Source organism: Arthrobacter sp. Leaf337 (genome assembly GCF_001423745.1).
In the GTDB taxonomy this organism is placed as follows: Bacteria; Actinomycetota; Actinomycetes; order Actinomycetales; family Micrococcaceae; genus Arthrobacter.
Genome location: NZ_LMPC01000020.1, coordinates 1 through 17,816, shown reverse-complemented (window position 1 = coordinate 17,816; position 17,816 = coordinate 1). Strand labels below are relative to the sequence as shown.

Below are 17,816 nucleotides of genomic sequence, written 5' to 3'. Positions count from 1 at the left end.
TTCATGCCGGTAATGGGCGCGTTAGTTTTCCGCGCCCACCCCGTTTCCGCCCGGAAAGCAGCTAACCGGCGGCGTCAGATCCGCCGGTGCTATATCCGCCTGTCGGCGGGCCGCTGGATCCTGAACCAGCGGTAGCCGTAGCGCTCCAGTTCCAGTTCGAAGCCTCCGTCGTCCGCCAGAGGAACATTGTCGCCGTCGAACAGGTCCAGCAGGACGGCGCCCGCGACGTTCTCTGCCGGATCTTCCGGCGACGAGACTTTTGCCGAGACGGACGCCGGCTGTGCGGCCATGTTGTGTGCCAGGACCAGGGTGGAACCGGCGCGGGTGCAGCTGTGCAGGAGCACGCCTGGATGGGGCTGCTTGATGAGTTCGAAGTCGCCCCAGGCCAGCTCCGGGCTTTCGCGGTAGCTTCGGATGAGCGCCGCGATGAAATTCCACAACGAGTCGGGGTCCCGTTTGGCGTGGGCGGCGTTGATGTTCTTCGGCCCGAAGTAGCCGTCAACCACTTGCGCCACCAGCTTGTCCGCCGGCGCCGTGGAGAATCCGCCGTTAGCCGTGTCATTCCATTGCATGGGGGAGCGCACAGCGGAGCGCCCCTTGGCGCGCAAGTCCTCACCCATCCCGATTTCCTCGCCATAGAAAAGGACCGGTGTTCCCGGGAGGGAAAACATCAGCGAATAGACCATCCGGATCCGGGCGGGGTCGCCGCCGAGCATCGTTGGGAGGCGGCGCCTAAGCCCCCGGCCGTACATCTGCATGTCCGGGTCCGGCCCGAAGGCCGCGAAGACCTCGGCCCGTTCCTCATCGGTGAGTTTGTCCAGTGTCAGTTCATCGTGGTTGCGGACGAACATGGCCCACTGGTTGTCAGGATGGATGGCCGGCCTGCCGGCGAGGGTCTTGGCCAGTGGGCGGGCGTCCTCCCTGGCGAGGGACAGGTACAGGTTTTGCATGCTCAGGAAGTCGAACTGCATGTTCAGCTCGTTGCCGTCCGGCCCGCCGAAGTATTTCAGCTGGTCCTTATAGGGAAGGTTGACCTCGCCGAGGAGAACAGCACTGCCGTTGCGCCGGTTCAGGAAGCTCCGCAGGGCCGCCAGGTAGTCATGCGGATCGATCTTCGCCGCGTCCTCCTTGGACACGCCCTGCAGCTCCAGGAAGAACGGCACGGCATCCAGCCGGAAACCGTCCAGCCCCAGCTGCAGCCAGAATCCCATGGACTTGGCGATCTCGTCCCGGACCTTCGGATTGGCGACGTTCAGGTCCGGCTGGTGCTTGGCGAACATGTGCAGGTACCACTCGCCGGTGGCCTTGTCCTGGGTCCAGATGGACGTCTCCTCACCGGGGAACACCACCTGTTCGGAGGTGTCCGGGGGAGTGTCTTTCCGCCACACGTAATAGTCGCGGTAGGGGTTGTCCACGGCCTTCCGGGATTCCTTGAACCAGGGGTGTTTATCGGAGGTGTGGTTGATGACGAAGTCCGCGATAACCCGCATTCCCCGGTCTTTGGCCGTCCGGACAAACTCCACCACGTCGCCCATGGTGCCGAGGCGCGGGTCCACTCCGTACATGTCGGTGATGTCGTAACCGTCGTCCCGGTCCGGCGAGGGGTAGAACGGCATGAGCCAGATGCACGTGACCCCCAGGGCCGCCAGGTAGTCCACTCGCTGGATCAGGCCGCCGAAATCCCCGGTGCCGTCGCCGTCGTAGTCAAAAAAGGTTTCCGGGTCCAGGCAGTAGATCACGGCGTTCTTCCACCACAGATCGGACGTCTCCGCAATCCTCATGCCGTCACCTCCCGTGACGCGCTACCGGCCCGCAGCCCGGGCAGGACGTGTTCGCCGAACGCCTCGATGAAGGGTTGCTGTTCCTGGCCGACGAAGTGCAGGTAGAGCTCATCGAAGCCCAGGTCCGCATACTCCTGCAGCCACGTGGCGTGCTGGTCCAGGCTGGAGGAAATGTTGACGGCCTTCCGGACCTGGTCTTCGCCGACGTCGGTGCTGACGCCGTCAAAGTGGGCCGCGGTGGGCAGGTCCCAGGGGATGGGCGGGGCGAAGACGTTGGACCGCCACTGGTCCAGGGCAATCGAAACCGCATCCTCCTCCCGCGGTGCCCAGGACAGGTGGATCTGAAGCACCGCCTTGCCCTTGCCGCCGTTGTCCCGGTAGGCGTCGAGCATCTCTTTCAGCTTCGCGTGTGGCTGGTTCACCGTGACCAGCCCGTCAGCCCACGTTGCGGCGCGCCGGGCGGTCTGGACGCTGATCGCCGGCGCGATCAGCGGCGGCTTGGTGGACGGGACGTCCCAGATGCGTGCCTGTTCCACCGTCACCAGGCCATGGTGCGTCACCTCCTCGCCGTTGTGCAGGCGGCGGATGACGTCGACGCACTCCTCCAGGCGCTGCTGACGTGATTCCTTGGCCGGCCACGCATCGCCCGTGATGTGCTCGTTCATGTTCTCGCCGCTGCCCGGTGCCATCCAGAACCGCCCGGGAAACATGTCCGCCAGGGTGGCCGAGGCGTGCGCGATGATGGCCGGGTGGTAGCGCTGGCCTGGTGCGGTGACCACGCCAAAGCGGAGCGAGGTGGTTGCCAGTGCGGCCCCCAGCCAGGACCAGGCGAAGCCCGAATGCCCTTGCCGGGCGGACCAGGGCTCAATGTGGTCCGAGCACATGGCGGCGTCGAAGCCTGCCTGCTCGGCGAGCCGGACGTCCTGGAGAAGCTGGCCCGGGCTGATCTGTTCATGCGACGCGTGAAAACCGATAGTTGCCATCGTTCATGTCTACCCGCGGAGCGGGAGCGTGTCGAGGAAAGCAGTCGAGCAAAGCACCGGCGGAGTCGGGTCTTTCTGCATAGACTCTAGCCATACCGACGCGGGACAGCGGGACACCGGACGGCGATGACGCTCGAAAGGGAGTGGCGGGTGAAATTAGGCATTACGCGGGAGCGCCGCGCGGGCGAGCGACGGGTGGCCGCGACGCCGGAGACGGTCCAGCAACTGATTGGCCTGGGACTCGAGGTCCTGGTCGAATCCCGTGCGGGAAAGGAGGCCGGCCACAGCGACGCAGAGTATGCCCGGGCCGGCGCGCGGATCGTCCCCGAACTGGATCCCGGATCCCTCGATATCCTCGCCCACGTGCGGCCTCTGGAACCGGCGACGGCGGCGGCCTTGCGCCGCGGTGCCGTCACCGCCGGCCTGGCGTCGCCGTCGTCCGAACTGCCCACGGTGCGGGCGCTGGCTGCAGCCGGGGTGACATCCTTCGCTCTTGAACTGGTGCCGCGGATTTCCCGGGCCCAGTCGATGGACGCCCTGTCCTCCCAGGCCCTGGTGGCCGGCTACCGCTGCGTACTGGAAGCGGCGATCCGCCTGCCGCGCTTCTTCCCGCTCTTTATGACAGCCGCCGGGACCATCCCGCCGGCGCGCGTGCTGGTGCTCGGCGTGGGGGTGGCGGGCCTGCAGGCCATCGGCACGGCAAAACGGCTGGGCGCCCGGGTGTCGGCGAACGACATCCGGCCCGCGTCGGCGGACGAGGTCGCCTCGATGGGCGGCACCTTCATCAAGCTCGACCTGGAAACGGCCGAAGCCTCCGGCGGCTACGCCCGCGAGCTCAGCGCGGACCGCGGTGCCCTGCAGCGGCAGCTTCTGGCGCCGCACGTGGCCCAGGCGGACGTACTGATTACGACGGCGGCAGTCCCGGGCCGGCGGGCACCGCTGCTGGTGAGCCGGGAAATGGTGCAGGGAATGCGGCCCGGCTCCGTGGTGGTGGACCTCGCCGCGGAATCCGGCGGCAACGTGGAGGGATCCGTTCCCGGCCAGGAGATCCAGGTGGACACCGCCGACGGCCAGGGCACCGTGACCCTGGTGGGCCTGAAGGACGCCGCGTCAGCCATGCCGACCGATGCCTCCCGGCTCTATGCCAAGAACGTGGCCAACCTGCTCGCCCTGGTGGTCCGCGACGGCGCTCTGTCCCTGGACTTCGGCGACGAAGTCGTGGCCGGCACCTGCCTGACGCACGACGGCCAGGTGCGCCATGCGCCCACGGCGGACGCACTCGCTGCCGAGGACCAACAGCCCGACAACGAGGGGGTGGCCTGATGGACGGCATCAGCCTGCTCACGATCACCGTGCTGGCGGTCTTCGTGGGCTTTGAGGTGGTCTCGAAAGTGTCCAGCACCCTGCACACACCGCTGATGTCCGGTGCCAACGCGATCCACGGAATCATCCTGGTGGGCGCCATCATCGTGGCCGGGCAGGCGGCGGACCCGTGGGTACTCGCCGTCGCGCTGCTGGCCGTCGTCCTGGCCACCGCCAACCTGGTGGGCGGATTCGTGGTGACGGACCGGATGCTGGAGATGTTCCGCGGCCGTAGGGACGGGAAGGAACCGCGATGAGCATCCTGGACCCTGCCTGGACGGGGCTCCTCTACCTGTTGGCCGCAGTGTTGTTCATCCTTGCGCTCATGGGCCTGAACTCGCCGCGCACCGCGCGCCGCGGCAACCTCGTGGGTGCCGCGGGGGCCGTGCTGGGCGTAGCCACTGTGTTCCTGTCCGCGCGGCTGGACAACATTCCCTGGATCCTCGGCGCGATCGCCGTCGGCTCCGCTGTGGCCGCCCCCGTGGCCCGGCGCGTGAAGATGACCCAGATGCCGCAGCTCGTGGCCGCCTTCAACGGAGTGGGCGGCGGCGCCGCTGCCCTCGTGGCGCTCCTTGAACTGGCACACACGGAGGACGCCTGGGTCCGCCTGGCCATCGCCTTCACGCTCTTGGTTGGCGCGGTCTCCTTCGCAGGCTCCGCAATCACCTTCGCCAAGCTGCAGGAGCTCATGACCACCAGGCCGGTGGTCTTCCCCGGACTGCCCGTGGTCATGGCGGCGGTACTGCTGGCCGCGGTGGGTGCAGGCACCGCCGTCGTCCTGTCCGGTTCGCTGCCTCTGGCACTGGTGCTGCTGGTGCTGGGACTGGCCGCGGGAATCTTCCTGGTGCTGCCCGTGGGCGGCGCGGACGTACCGATCGTCATTTCGCTGCTGAACGCCTTCACCGGCCTGGCCGTTGCGGCCTCCGGCCTGGTGCTTGGCAACGTGCTGCTGCTCGTGGCAGGCACCCTGGTGGGGGCCTCCGGTACCATCCTGACCCGGGCCATGGCAGCCGCCATGGGCCGCAGCGTGGCGGGCATCCTGTTCGGCGCGTTCCGGGGAGGCTCGACGGCGGGTTCCACCGCCGTCAGTGAGCGGCCGGTGCGCTCGTCCAGCGCGGAGGACGTCGCCGTGCTGCTGGGCTACGCGCAGCGCGTGATCATCGTTCCCGGCTACGGCCTTGCCGTCGCCCAAGGCCAGCACACCGCGGCCGAACTGGCCAAGGCCCTGCAGCTCCGCGGAATCCAGGTGGATTTTGCCATCCACCCCGTGGCCGGCCGCATGCCTGGCCACATGAACGTGCTCCTGGCGGAGGCCAACGTGCCGTACGAGGAACTGAAGGAAATGACCGAGATCAACTCTGAGTTCAAGACCGCCGACGTCGCCCTCGTGGTGGGCGCCAACGACGTGGTCAACCCGGCGGCGAAGACGTCCTCCGGCTCGCCCATCTACGGGATGCCCATCCTGGAAGTGGCCGACGCCCGGCAGGTGGTGTTCCTCAAACGGTCCATGCGACCGGGCTTCGCGGGGATCGAGAACGAACTGCTCTACGAACCACAGACCACCCTGCTGTTCGGCGATGCCAAGGATTCGCTGACCAAGGTGCTGGGGGCAGTCAAGGCCCTCTAGCAGCCTGGCCGGCACAACGGGCCTGCCGTGGGGGTGGTGCGAGGCGTACCGGCGGGTAAGAATGGGCGTTATGCAACTGCCGGTGATGCCCCCGATCGCGCCCATGCTGGCCAAAGCCGTCAGCGCCCTGCCCGAAGTCCCGGACTCCGGCCCGAAATGGAGCTTCGAACCGAAGTGGGACGGCTTCCGGTCCATCATCTTCCGGGACGGCGACGAGGTGGAGATCGGCAGCCGCAACGGCAAGCCCATGACCCGCTACTTCCCCGAACTGGTGGAGGCGCTGAAGGCGAACCTGCCGGCGCGCTGCGTGCTCGACGGCGAGATCGTCCTGGTGGGTGCCTCCGGTGACCGGCTGGACTTCGAAGCGCTCCAGCAACGGATCCACCCCGCGGCCAGCCGGGTGAAGCTCCTGGCGGCGCAGACGCCGGCGAAGTTTGTGGCGTTCGACCTTCTGGCGCTTGACGACGAGGACCTCACCGGGCGGCCGTTTTCCGAACGGCGGAGCATGCTGGAGAAGGCCCTTGCGGACAGTTCCGCGCCCGTCCACCTGACCGCTACAACGCGGGACAACGGCACGGCGCAGCAGTGGTTCCACCAGTTCGAGGGAGCCGGCCTCGACGGGATTGTGGCCAAGGCCCTGGACGGCAGCTACCAGCCGGACAAGCGCGTGATGCTCAAGGTCAAGCACGAACGCACCGCGGACTGCGTCCTGGCGGGCTACCGCGTGCACACCAGCGGCCCGGACCGGATCGGGTCCCTGCTGCTCGGGTTGTACAACGGCGACGGCGTCCTGGCGAGCGTGGGCGTGGTGGGTGCTTTCCCGATGCAGCGCCGCAAGGACCTGTTCGAGGAGCTCCAGCCCCTGGTGACGGACTTCGACGGCCACCCCTGGGCCTGGGCCAAGCAGGAGGAGGGCAGCCGGACGCCGCGGAACGCCGAAGGCAGCCGGTGGAGCGCGGGCAAGGACCTGTCCTTTATCCCGCTCCGGCCCGAGCGCGTGCTGGAAGTGAAGTACGACCACATGGAAGGTGAACGGTTCCGCCACACTGCCCAGTTCGTCCGCTGGCGGCCGGACCGCGAACCGGAATCCTGCACTTACGAGCAGTTGGAAGAGCCGGTGAAGTACAACCTCGACGACGTGCTGGCCACCTGATCGGCCTCAAACTAGTGGTTAAACTGCGGCGGCCCGCCCCCGGGAGGGGACGGGCCGCCGTCGTGACCTTTTTTTGTGTGAACTTGGCCGGAAGGTCAGGGAATCGCCGTGTCGGGGCCGTTTTGACTGGCAAAAAGGGTCACGACGGCGGCTGTTGCAGGAACGCGCCTTACTTCAGGCCGAGCTCGCGGGTGGGAGTCTTGAAGGATTCCTTGGCCGTGAGGGCCGAGATGGCTGCGATGCCGCAGATGACTGCCGTGAAGATGCTGATCTGGACCCAGCCGCCGGGCTTGATGCCGCCCATGGCCGCCACGATCGCCGGGGCGAAGCCTGCCATCAGGAAGCCGAGCTGGGTGCCGATGGCCAGTCCGGAGAACCGGACCTTGGTGCTGAACATCTCGGCGTAGAAGGACGGCCAGACGGCGTTGGAGGCTGCGTAGCCAAAGGAGAAGAATCCGATGGCGGCCAGGAACATCAGCGGGACGCTGCCTGATTCGAGGCTCAGCAGGAAGACCGGAGTCAGGATCGCGCTGGCCACGGCGCCGTAGATGAATACCGGCTTGCGGCCGATCTTGTCCGCCAGCATGCCGAACAGCGGCTGGGTGCCGAGGGCCACGAAGTTGGCGCCGACCACGAGCCACAGTGTGGTGGTGCCGTCCACGCCGGCCACGGTCTTGGCGTAGCTGATGGCCAGGGTGCCGAACACGGTGGACACGGCGGCGATGAAGGCGCAGGCCACCACGCGGAGGACATCGCGCCAGTGGTGCTTCAGGAGATCGGCAACCGGCAGCTTGGAGATGGCGGCGGACTTCTGGGCTTCGGCGAATGCCGGCGGTTCGTGCAGGGTGCGGCGGATGAAGAAGGCCACCAGGACCACCACGGCACTGAGCCAGAACGGGATGCGCCAGCCGATGCCGTACTTGACCTCGTCAGGCAGGGCGAGCACGGGGATGAAGACCAGGGCGGCGAGGATCTGGCCGCCCTGGGTGCCGGTGAGGGTCCAGGACGTGAAGAAGGAGCGGCGGTTGTCCGGGGCGTGTTCCAGGGTCATGGAGGAGGCGCCGGCCTGCTCGCCGGCTGCGGACAGGCCCTGGCACAGGCGAGCGAGGACCAGCAGGGCGGGAGCCCACCAGCCCACCGTATTGAAGTCGGGGAGGCAGCCGATGAGGAAGGTGGAGGCTCCCATCAGCACCAGGGTGAACATGAGGACCTTCTGCCGGCCCACGCGGTCACCGAAGTGGCCCAGGATGACGGCGCCGATCGGGCGGGCCACATAGGCGAAGCCGAAGGTGGCGAAGGACATGATGGCGGCATTGGCATCAGCATTGGGGAAAAACACGTGCGGGAAGATCAGCGCTGCGGCGGAACCGAAGATGAAGAAGTCGTAGTACTCGACGGCGCTTCCCAGGAAGCTGGCGAGGGCTGCCTTCTTCGGGGTCCCGGCCGGTGCAACGGTGCCCGGCGTCGTGGACGGGAGTGTCTGGCTCATGGTGTTCCTTTGTGTGACGACATTGTCGCGGATGGATCAGGATTTTCGCAGCTGCCTTGCTTCATTTCTGCAGAACCAGCCGTCCGTCTCAGACGGCGGCTTTCGTGGCGGCGGCCGGTGGTCCTTGTGAAGACCCGGACGAGTAGCCACATGGTGGGAGCTACTTGTGCGATACAGCAATGATGGCTGTGAGGACTGTCACTTGTCAAGAAAAATAATCACCATCTAGAAATAGCTCTCACAATGTGGCAACATCAAGTTATGAGTGTGAACCAAAACACAGAGCTTGAGGGCGCCGTCGAGGTCGCCCCGGCCACTGCGGCCAAAGAGGCAAAGTCGCCCAGGGCCGCCAAGAATGACTCCCGCACGGACATGGTGGGCAAGGCCCTGGGCCTTCTTGTCCTGCTGGGCGACGAGCCGCGGGGAGCCAGTGCGGCCGAGTTGTCCCGCCGCGCGGAGCTGCCGTTCAGCACCACCTACCGCCTGCTGGGCTCGCTCACGCGGGACGGGTTTGTCGATTATGAGCCGGACGGCCGCCGCTACCACCTGGGCCTGCGCGTCTTCCAGCTGGGCCAGCGCGTCTCCAACCATCACGGGTTTGCCGGTACGGCGCTTCCCATCCTCCGCCGGGTCACGGAGAAAACCGGGGAGGCCACCATCCTCTCTGTCCGCGACGGAAACCATCACCTTACGGTCAACAAGGTGGACGGACCGCAGACGTTCCGCGTGACGAGCGATCCGGGGCACCTCGGCGCCTTGCACACCACCTCGGTGGGCAAGGCGCTTGTTGCCTTTGCCGAGGATTCTGAACGCAAGCGCCTCGTGGAGGAACTGCCGCTTGAGCCGCTGACGGAATTTTCCATTACGGACCGGGACGCCTTCCGTGCCGAGATCGACCAGGTCCGCCGGCGCGGATACGCCGTCATGGATGAGGAGAACGAGCTGGGCATGCGCGCCGTGGCCGTCCCCGTCCTCAATGCCCAGGGCTACGCCTTCGCGTCCCTGGCCACGGCGGTGCCGGTCTTCCGGCTCAGCCTTGAGGACCTGGTGGCACTTGTCCCCGCACTCCAGGAGGCCGCGTCCGAACTGGCCGCAAGGCTGCCGCAGCGATGAGGTGCACCGGCCGCCGAGCCGTACCCCGCCGTCGTAATTTGTTCGCTATAAGAACATCAGTGCAATATGTGAACTTTTCCTGTACTGTAATCCCTATCACCCGGCACACCGCCGGCGCCCAGTGCGCCCCGGTCCGCCGGATGCCGTTGTCAAAGGAGCTAAACGGATGAGCAATCGAGCAGAGTCCTTTCTGGTGGGCCTCGTGGGTGATGGCGTGATGCCTTCCCTCACGCCCCACATGCACGAGCGCGAAGGCGATGTGCAGGGCCTGCGGTACCTCTACCGCCCCATCGACCTGCTGGAGCTGGGCCTGCCCGGTGAATCCGTGGGCGAGCTCCTGCAAAGCGCCCACCGCCTCGGCTTCAACGGGCTGAATATCACGCACCCGTGCAAGCAGCTGGTCCTGGACCACCTCGACGAAGTGTCGCCGGACGCCCGCCGCCTCGGCGCCGTCAACACCGTCACCATCCGGGACGGCCGCTTCATCGGCCACAACACGGACTTCTCCGGCTTCGCCGCCGCCCTCGCCGCCGGGCTCCCCGGCGCCAAGCTTGACCGCGTGGTCCAGCTGGGCGCAGGAGGCGCCGGATCCGCCGTCGCGTACGCCCTGCTCACCGCCGGCGTCCGCCACCTTGACCTCGCGGACACAGACGCCGCCCGCTGCGCCGCGCGTGCTGCCGAACTGGCCGGGTTCTTCCCGGACAGCACCGTCACGGCACGCACGACGGCGGAGCTGCCGCAGCTGATGCCCCTCGCCGACGGCCTGGTCCACTGCACCCCTGTGGGCATGGCAGCACACCCCGGCGTTCCGCTGGACCTGTCCCTGCTGGAATCACGGCACTGGGTGGCGGATATCGTCTACCGCCCGATTGAAACCGAGCTGGTCCGCGAGGCCCGCGCCAAGGGCTGCGAAGTGCTGGACGGCGGACGCATGGCCGTGGGCCAGGCGGCGGACGCCTTCAGGATCTTCACCGGGCTGGAGGCTGATGCGGACCGCATGCGCGCCCACTTCCTGGAGCTTGTGGCCGCCGAAGAGGTGGCTGCCTGATGCGTACCGGAATCGCGACGGTGTGCCTGTCCGGCACGCTGAAGGAAAAAATGCAGGCCTGCGCCATCGCGGGATTCGACGGAATCGAAATCTTCGAGCAGGACCTGGTGACGTCGTCCCTGAGCCCGGAGGACATCCGGAAGATGGCCGCGGACCTGGGCCTGACGCTGGACCTCTACCAGCCGTTCCGCGACTTCGACAGCGTTCCGGAGGATGTCCTTGCCGCCAACCTGCGCCGGGCGGAGGCCAAGTTCAAGCTGATGTCCCGCCTGGGCATGGACACCATCCTGGTCTGCTCCAACGTCGGCACGGCCGCCATCGACGACGATTCCCTGCGCGCCGAACAGCTGGCCCGGCTGGCCGGACTCGCCGGGGACCACGGCGTCAAGGTGGCCTACGAGGCGCTGGCCTGGGGCAAGTACGTCAACGACTACGAGCACGCCCACCGCCTGGTGGAAACCGTGGACCACCCGAACCTGGGCACCTGCCTGGACTCCTTCCACATCCTTTCCCGCGACTGGGACACCGCGCCGATTGAATCGTTCAGCGCGGACAAGATCTTCTTCGTGCAGGTGGCCGACGCCCCGAAGCTATCCATGGACGTCCTGTCCTGGAGCCGGCACTACCGCGTCTTCCCGGGCGAAGGGCAGTTCGAGCTCGCTAAATTCATGGGCCACGTGGTCCGCGCCGGATACACCGGACCGGTGTCGCTGGAGGTCTTCAACGACGTCTTCCGCCAGTCCGACGTCGAACGCACCGCCGTGGACGCCATGCGGTCGCTGATCTGGCTGGAGGAGCAGAGCGCCAAGTGGCTGGACGCCCTTACGGACGGTGCTGTTGTTGGTGGGTCTGCGGTCCCTGCCCGCCGTCGTTATCCCATGGAACTGGCCACGCTCCCGCAGGTGGCCGAACCGGCAGGCTTCAACTTCGCCGAGGTCAAGGCCGCTGACACCGCTGGCCTCGAGAAGGTGCTGGGCCAGCTGGGATTTGAATTCAACGGCAGACACCGCACCAAAGACGTGCAATTGTGGAGCATGGGCCACGCACGCGTGATCATCAACGAGGCATCCGTGGACGCCGGTGACTCGTCACCAGCAATTGCCGCCCTCGGCTTTGACGTAGATTCGCCCGTGATTGCCGCCGCCCGCGCCCAGCAGCTCAAGGCCCCCGCCGTGCCCCGCAAGAGCCAGGCCAACGAAGAAGTCTTCCAAGGCTTCGCCGCACCGGACTCCACCGAGATCTTCCTCTGCCAGGGCAGCCCGGACGGCACCGCGGCTTGGACCCGCGAGTTCGGCGAAGGCCTGGAAGTTCCGGCCGCAGGCGGACGCAGCGCCGTCATTGACCACGTGAACCTCGCCCAGCCGTGGCAGCACTTTGACGAAGCCGTGCTGTTCTACACCAGCGCCCTGGCCCTGGAACCGCAGCCGTTCGCGGAGGTTCCCAGCCCCAGCGGACTGGTGCGCTCCCAGGTGATGCTGACGGCCGACCGCGCCGTGCGCCTGGTCCTCAACCTGGCACCCGTGATCCAGCAGGACGGCGCGGAGGCGGGAACTTCGCACCGGAAGACCTACCAGGAACACATCGCCTTCGCCGTGGACGACCTCGTGGAGACCGCACGTGCAGCGCGGGACCGGGGCCTGGATTTCCTGCAGATCCCGGCCAACTACTACGAGGACCTGGATGCCCGGTTCGACCTCGATCCCGCGTTCCTTGCCACGGTGCGGGAGCTAAACCTGCTGTACGACCGTGACGTTGACGGCGAGTTCCTGCACTTCTACACCGCCACCGTGGGCAGCGTGTTCTTCGAAATGGTGGAACGCCGCGGCGGCTACGACGGCTACGGTGCGCCCAACGCGCCGGTGCGGCACGCCGTCCAGTACGACTACCTGCACCAGCTGGGCCGCACCACCTGAAAAGACCAACCATCTCCAACCATCAATATCAACCACTGAAAGGAGGCTGCTGTGCCTGAAGACATCAACCTTGAAATTTTCAACGCCGACCCAATCACCGAAGACGTGTCGGACGCGGCGCCCCTGGCCGGAACCGAAGCCGCACCGAAGACCTATGCGCCGCTTGATGCCGCTGCGGAATCGCAGGCGGACCTCAGCGCTGAGATGAAGTCGATCGGGGAGGCCTACGCGGCGGCGCTGAAGAACGGCGCCCGGGTGGAGATCCAGCCCCGGCTGGACTACGCACCGTACCGCAGCAGCGTCCTCCGTCACCCGACGAAGGACCTGCATCACGCGGATCCGGAGACCATCGAGCTCTACTCGCCGGCCTTCGGGCACATGGACGTGCACGCGCTGGAATCGGACCTGACCATCCAGCACAACGGGGAACCCCTGGGCGAACGCATCCTGGTCTCCGGCCGCGTGCTCGACGGTGACGGCCGTCCGGTGGCGGGCCAGCTTGTGGAGATCTGGCAGGCCAACTCCGCCGGCCGCTACATCCACAAGCGGGACCAGCACCCTGCCCCGCTCGACCCCAACTTCACGGGCGTGGGCCGCTGCATCACCGGCGCCGACGGCTCCTACAGCTTCACCACCATCAAGCCCGGCGCGTACCCGTGGAAGAACCACCTCAACGCCTGGCGGCCGGCGCACATCCACTTCTCCCTGTTCGGGCAGGAGTTCACCCAGCGCATCGTCACCCAGATGTACTTCCCGGGTGACCAGCTCTTCCCGCTGGACCCGATCTACCAGTCCATCGTGGACCAGGATGCCCGGGACCGCCTGGTGGCCACCTACGACCACGACCTCACCAAGCCTGAGTGGGCGATCGGCTACAAGTGGGACATTGTCCTGACGGGCTCCAAGCGGACCTGGACCGAAAACGAAGCGTATGGCGCAGAAGGCGAGGAGTAGCCAGATGAGTAACACCACGAAGCTAACCCCCACCCCCGGGCAGACCGTTGGCCCCTTCTACGGCTACGCCCTCCCGTACGAGAAGGACCGTGAACTGCTGGCACCAGGCTCACCGGGCTCCATCCGCCTGCAGGGCACCGTGTACGACGGCGCCGGACACCCCATCCCGGACGCGATCCTGGAAATCTGGCAGCCGGATTCCGAGGGCAAGGTGGTCCACCGGACCGGTTCGCTGGTCCGGGACGGCTACACGTTCACCGGCTTCGGCCGGAGCGCGGTGGGCAACACGGGCGTGTACACCTTCACCACGGTTAATCCCGGCCCCACCGAGCCCGGCGCAGCGGCCTTCATTTCGGTGGCCGTGTTTGCCCGCGGCCTGATGAACCGGCTCTTCACCCGCCTGTACCTGCCGGAGGATGAAGAAGCCCTTGCGGCCGATCCGCTGCTCTCCTCCCTGGACCCGGACCGCCGCAGCACGCTGATTGCGCGCCGGGACGCCGACGGCGGACTCACCTGGGACATCCGCCTGCAGGGCGAGGGCGAGACCGTTTTCCTCGACTTCGAGGGCGCCTCCCAGTGACTGCTTCCCACCTGTCCGACGGCGACGTCGGACTCCTCAGTCCCGTGTCGGCGTCGCCTTCGGTGGCGGCGCTGACGGGGGACCGGGCGGTCCTGGCGGCGGTTCTTGCCGTCGAGGCCGGCTGGGCTTCGGTCCTGGAGAAGGCCGGCCTCGCGCCCGCCGGCTCCGCCGCCGTCGTGGCTTCCGCGGCGGACGTGGACCGCTATGACCTGGCGGGCATCGCTGTCCGCGCGCAGGGCGGCGCCAACCCGGTCATCCCGCTGCTCACAGATCTCCGCGCCGAGGTCAAGGCACTGGACATAGACAACGTTGGTGCAGTGCGTGCGGTGCACACCTCGCTGACCAGCCAGGACGTGCTGGACTCGGCGCTGATGCTCCTGGCAAAGAACGCGGTTACGTCGCTCCTGGCCGACCTTCGCGGAATCACGACGGCGCTGGCGGCCATGACGGAGCAGCATGCGGAGACGCTGTGCGTCGGCAGGAGCCTGACGCAGCACTCGCTGCCGTTTACGTTCGGGCTGAAGGCCGCGCAGTGGTTCCACGGCCTGGCTGCTGCGGCGCGGCGCCTTGAAGCCGTGGAGTTGCCGCTGCAGACGGGCGGCGCCGCGGGAACGCTCGCGGCCGGAACCGTGCTCACCAAGGACTCGGTGGAGACGCCTTTCGACCTCGCGGGCAACCTCGCCGCGCACCTTGGCCTGGCGGCAGCTCCCGGGCCGTGGCACACCAACCGGCTGGCCGTTACGTCGCTGGGCGATGCCTTGGCCGGCGTCACCGATGCGCTGGGAAAGATCGCCTCCGACGTGCTGTTCCTCAGCCGGCCGGAAGTGGGCGAGCTCGCCGAACCCCGGGCAGCCGGCCGCGGAGTGTCCTCGGCGATGCCGCAGAAGCAGAACCCCGTATTGTCCGTGCTGGTCCGCAGCGCGGCACTGCAGGCCCCGAACCTGGCCTCGCAGCTGCACCTGGCGGCGGCCAACTTCAACGATGAGCGTCCCGACGGCGCCTGGCACAGCGAATGGCCGGCCTTCCGCCAGCTGCTCCGCCTGGCGCTCGGCGCGGCCGGGCACCTGCGCGAGCTCACCGAAGGCCTGCAGGTCTTCCCGGATGCCATGCGCCGCAACCTGGAGCTGTCCGGGCCGCTGCTGCTCAGCGAAGGGGTGACCGCCGCCGTCGCGCCACTGCTTGCTGAGCGGGACGGCAGGAACGGCAAGCAGCAGCTCCAGGCGGTGGTGGACCGGACGCTGCAGGCTCCGTCCGCCGAGCAGTCCGGAACGTACCGCCGCCTGCTGCGTGAGACCGTGCCCGCCAGTGCGCTGTCCGACGACCGGCTGGAAGAACTCCTGGATCCTGCCAGCTACCTGGGGCAGGCCGCCGAAATTTCCCGCCGCATCCTGGCCGCGTTTCCCGGCTTTGCGCCAGCCCCCACCCAAACAGACCCGAACGGAGACTCCCGTGGCTAGACCCACAGTCAAGGCAGTATTGCTCTCCCCGCAGCGCCCGCTGGGGGACAAGCCCCTCGTGGTGGTGGGGCCGTCGCTGGGGACCTCCTCAGTGTTGTGGACGCAGGCCGGCGCCCTCCTCGGGACCGACTTCGACGTCGTCGCCTGGGACCTGCCCGGCCACGGCGTCTCACCGGCCGCGACGGAAACGTTCGACGTCGCCGAACTGGCTGACGCCGTCGTCGACCTTGTCGATTCAATCGCCCCGGGCGAGAGGTTCCACTACGCCGGCGTATCGCTCGGCGGGGCCACCGGACTGCAGCTGGGCATCAAGCACGGCGAACGGCTCAAGAGCCTGTCCGTGCAGTGCAGCGGTGCCAAGATCGGCACGTCCGAAGGCTGGCTGGAACGTGCCGAGACCGTCCGCACCCAGGGCACCGCGGTGATGATCCAGGGTTCGGCGCAGCGCTGGTTCGCCGCCGGCTTCATGGACCGCGAGCCCGAGCTCAGCAGCCGCCTGCTGCACTCCCTGCGCGACGCGGACCGCTTCAGCTACGCCTTCTGCTGCGAGGCCCTGGCCGGCTTCGACGTCCGCGCAGAGCTGGGCAGCATCCGGGTTCCCACCCAGGCGGTGGCGGGTTCGGAGGATGCCGTGGTGCCGCCGTCGTTCGCCAAGGAAATCGCGGACGGCATTACCGCCGGCGGCGGGACTGCAAATGCTGTGACGCTCGAAGGCGTGGCACACCTGGCTCCGGCCGAGGCGCCCGCGCACGTTGCCGAGCTGCTGAAGAGCCTCATCTCCTGGAGCGAAACCAGCGGGGCAGCCAAGTGAGCGGCGCAGAAGTGTCCGGCGCCGGCACTGAGCGGCACGGGGTCGTCCAGCCGGACGCCACCAGCCAGGAAATTTACGACGGCGGCATGGTGGTCCGCCGCGAGGTGCTGGGCGCCGCTCACGTGGACCGCGCCAACGCCAACAAGGACGCCTTCACCGAGGACTTCCAGGACATGATCACCCGCATCGCGTGGGGCGGCATCTGGACCCGTCCAGGCCTGACCCGGCAGATGCGCTCCGCGGTCACCCTCACCGCGATGGTGGCGCACGGGCACTGGGAAGAACTGGCCATGCACATCCGCGCAGCCATCACGAACGGCCTGAGCAGGGACGAGATCAAGGAAATCCTGCTCCAGACCGCCATTTACTGCGGAGTCCCCTCCGCCAACACCGCCTTCAAGACAGCACAACAGGTGTTCCAGGAAATGGACAACACCGGAATGGACGCAACCTCATGAATCAGGCTTTTGTGTACGACGCCGTGCGCACTCCGTTCGGTAAGTTCGGCTCCGGCCTTGCCGCGGTCCGCCCGGATGACCTTGCCGCGCACGTGATTGGTGAGATCGTCAGGAGGGCACCGAAGCTCGACGTGGAGCGGATCGACGAGGTGGTGTTCGGGAACGCGAACGGCGCCGGCGAGGAGAACCGCAACGTCGCCCGGATGGGCACACTGCTCGCCGGTTTGCCGGTGTCGATCCCGGGCACCACGGTGAACCGGCTCTGCGGGTCCTCGCTGGACGCGGCGATCATCGCCTCCCGCCAGGTGAACGCCGGTGACGCGGAGCTGATGCTGATCGGCGGCGCCGAGTCGATGTCGCGTGCCCCGTGGGTGCTGCCGAAGACGGAGAAGCCCTACCCGGCAGGGGATCTGAACCTGGCCTCGACCACCCTGGGCTGGCGCCTGGTTAACAAGGCCATGCCCAAGGACTGGACCATTTCCCTGGGCGAGGCCACCGAACGTTTGGCCGAGAAGTACGGGGTGACCCGTCAGGCGCAGGATGAGTTCTCCGCGAACTCGCACAACCTGGCCGCCGCGGCCTGGGATGACGGCTTCTACGACAACCTGGTCGCCCCGGTTCCGGGCACCGACCTGGTCCGCGACGAGGGGATCCGTGCCGGGTCCTCGGCCGAGAAGCTCGCCGGGCTCAAGACCGTGTTCCGTGCCGAGAACGGCACCGTGACCGCGGGCAACGCGTCCCCGCTCTCGGACGGCGCGTCCGCGGCCTGGATCGGTTCCGAGAGCGCCGCCGGGATCCTCGGGATGGACCCTTTGGCCCGGATCGCCGGGCGCGGTGCGCACGCGAACGATCCGCAGTACTTCGGCTACGCCCCGGTGGAGGCCGCGAACAAGGCCCTCGCGAAGGCGGGCATCAGCTGGGAGCAGGTGGGCGCGGTCGAACTGAACGAAGCGTTCGCCGCGCAGTCCCTGGCCTGCATCAACGCCTGGGGCATCGACCACTCGATCGTGAACCGGCACGGCGGCGCGATCGCGATGGGCCACCCCCTCGCGGCACGGCGGCGCGATCGCGATGGGCCACCCCCTCG

At 67.5% G+C, this 17,816-nt stretch carries 16 protein-coding genes; 13 read left to right on the top strand and 3 right to left on the bottom strand.

What is annotated here, in order from left to right; all coding sequences use genetic code 11:
* Positions 1–89: 89 nt before the first annotated feature.
* Both ASF98_RS14475 and ASF98_RS14470 read right to left on the bottom strand, forming a co-directional pair.
* Entirely contained in the window at positions 90–1,781 is a 1,692-nt protein-coding gene (locus ASF98_RS14475; protein ID WP_055802991.1) for an alpha-amylase family protein, read from the bottom strand.
* Entirely contained in the window at positions 1,778–2,764 is a 987-nt protein-coding gene (locus tag ASF98_RS14470; protein WP_055802989.1) for a TIGR03885 family FMN-dependent LLM class oxidoreductase, read from the bottom strand. The genes ASF98_RS14475 and ASF98_RS14470 overlap by 4 nt, the downstream gene beginning before the upstream one ends.
* A 150-nt stretch (positions 2,765–2,914) precedes the next feature.
* Here ASF98_RS14470 and ASF98_RS14465 point away from each other — a divergent pair, with 150 nt between their 5' ends.
* The 4 genes from ASF98_RS14465 (at position 2,915) to ASF98_RS14450 (ending at position 6,906) form a co-directional block, all read left to right on the top strand.
* A complete protein-coding gene (locus ASF98_RS14465; protein ID WP_055803019.1) occupies positions 2,915–4,087 on the top strand; it encodes a Re/Si-specific NAD(P)(+) transhydrogenase subunit alpha in 1,173 nt (390 codons plus the stop codon).
* Complete coding sequence (locus ASF98_RS14460; RefSeq protein ID WP_055802987.1) at positions 4,087–4,383, top strand: NAD(P) transhydrogenase subunit alpha; 297 nt, start codon at positions 4,087–4,089, stop codon at positions 4,381–4,383. The genes ASF98_RS14465 and ASF98_RS14460 overlap by 1 nt, the downstream gene beginning before the upstream one ends.
* Positions 4,380–5,753 (top strand): NAD(P)(+) transhydrogenase (Re/Si-specific) subunit beta, encoded by a 1,374-nt coding sequence (locus tag ASF98_RS14455; RefSeq protein ID WP_055802985.1) that lies wholly within the window; start codon positions 4,380–4,382, stop codon positions 5,751–5,753. The genes ASF98_RS14460 and ASF98_RS14455 overlap by 4 nt, the downstream gene beginning before the upstream one ends.
* 70 nt (positions 5,754–5,823) lie before the next feature.
* Positions 5,824–6,906 carry an ATP-dependent DNA ligase gene (locus ASF98_RS14450; protein ID WP_055802983.1) on the top strand — a complete coding sequence of 361 codons (1,083 nt, stop codon included), beginning with the start codon at positions 5,824–5,826 and terminating at the stop codon, positions 6,904–6,906.
* A 169-nt stretch (positions 6,907–7,075) separates the two neighbouring features.
* Here the strand turns inward: ASF98_RS14450 and ASF98_RS14445 are convergent, their stop codons facing one another.
* Positions 7,076–8,395, bottom strand: a complete 1,320-nt coding sequence (locus ASF98_RS14445) for an MFS transporter (protein ID WP_055802980.1) — start codon at positions 8,393–8,395, stop codon at positions 7,076–7,078.
* 261 nt (positions 8,396–8,656) lie between these two features.
* Between ASF98_RS14445 and ASF98_RS14440 the strand changes: the two genes are divergently transcribed.
* The 9 genes from ASF98_RS14440 to ASF98_RS14400 all read left to right on the top strand — a co-directional run.
* On the top strand, positions 8,657–9,508 hold the full coding sequence (locus ASF98_RS14440; protein ID WP_442854039.1) for an IclR family transcriptional regulator: 852 nt from the start codon (positions 8,657–8,659) through the stop codon (positions 9,506–9,508).
* 166 nt (positions 9,509–9,674) lie between these two features.
* Positions 9,675–10,556, top strand: a complete 882-nt coding sequence (locus ASF98_RS14435) for a shikimate dehydrogenase (RefSeq protein ID WP_055802978.1) — start codon at positions 9,675–9,677, stop codon at positions 10,554–10,556.
* On the top strand, positions 10,556–12,469 hold the full coding sequence (locus ASF98_RS14430; protein WP_055802976.1) for a bifunctional sugar phosphate isomerase/epimerase/4-hydroxyphenylpyruvate dioxygenase family protein: 1,914 nt from the start codon (positions 10,556–10,558) through the stop codon (positions 12,467–12,469). The genes ASF98_RS14435 and ASF98_RS14430 overlap by 1 nt, the downstream gene beginning before the upstream one ends.
* 51 nt (positions 12,470–12,520) lie before the next feature.
* Complete coding sequence (pcaH, locus tag ASF98_RS14425) at positions 12,521–13,423, top strand: protocatechuate 3,4-dioxygenase subunit beta (RefSeq protein WP_055802975.1); 903 nt, start codon at positions 12,521–12,523, stop codon at positions 13,421–13,423.
* Between the two features lie 4 nt (positions 13,424–13,427).
* Complete coding sequence (gene pcaG / locus ASF98_RS14420; RefSeq protein ID WP_055802973.1) at positions 13,428–14,003, top strand: protocatechuate 3,4-dioxygenase subunit alpha; 576 nt, start codon at positions 13,428–13,430, stop codon at positions 14,001–14,003.
* 11 nt (positions 14,004–14,014) lie between these two features.
* Positions 14,015–15,460: a lyase family protein gene (locus tag ASF98_RS14415; protein ID WP_055803015.1), complete on the top strand. Its 1,446-nt coding sequence runs from the start codon at positions 14,015–14,017 to the stop codon at positions 15,458–15,460.
* The gene (locus tag ASF98_RS14410; RefSeq protein ID WP_055802971.1) at positions 15,453–16,271 is read left to right on the top strand and encodes an alpha/beta fold hydrolase; all 819 of its coding nucleotides are present in this window, start codon (positions 15,453–15,455) and stop codon (positions 16,269–16,271) included. Before ASF98_RS14415 ends, ASF98_RS14410 begins: the two co-directional genes overlap by 8 nt.
* The gene (gene pcaC, locus ASF98_RS14405) at positions 16,268–16,729 is read left to right on the top strand and encodes a 4-carboxymuconolactone decarboxylase (protein WP_055802969.1); all 462 of its coding nucleotides are present in this window, start codon (positions 16,268–16,270) and stop codon (positions 16,727–16,729) included. The genes ASF98_RS14410 and pcaC overlap by 4 nt, the downstream gene beginning before the upstream one ends.
* On the top strand, positions 16,726–17,816 hold a 1,091-nt coding region (locus ASF98_RS14400; RefSeq protein WP_055802967.1), incomplete at its 3' end, for a thiolase family protein. The genes pcaC and ASF98_RS14400, both read left to right, overlap by 4 nt.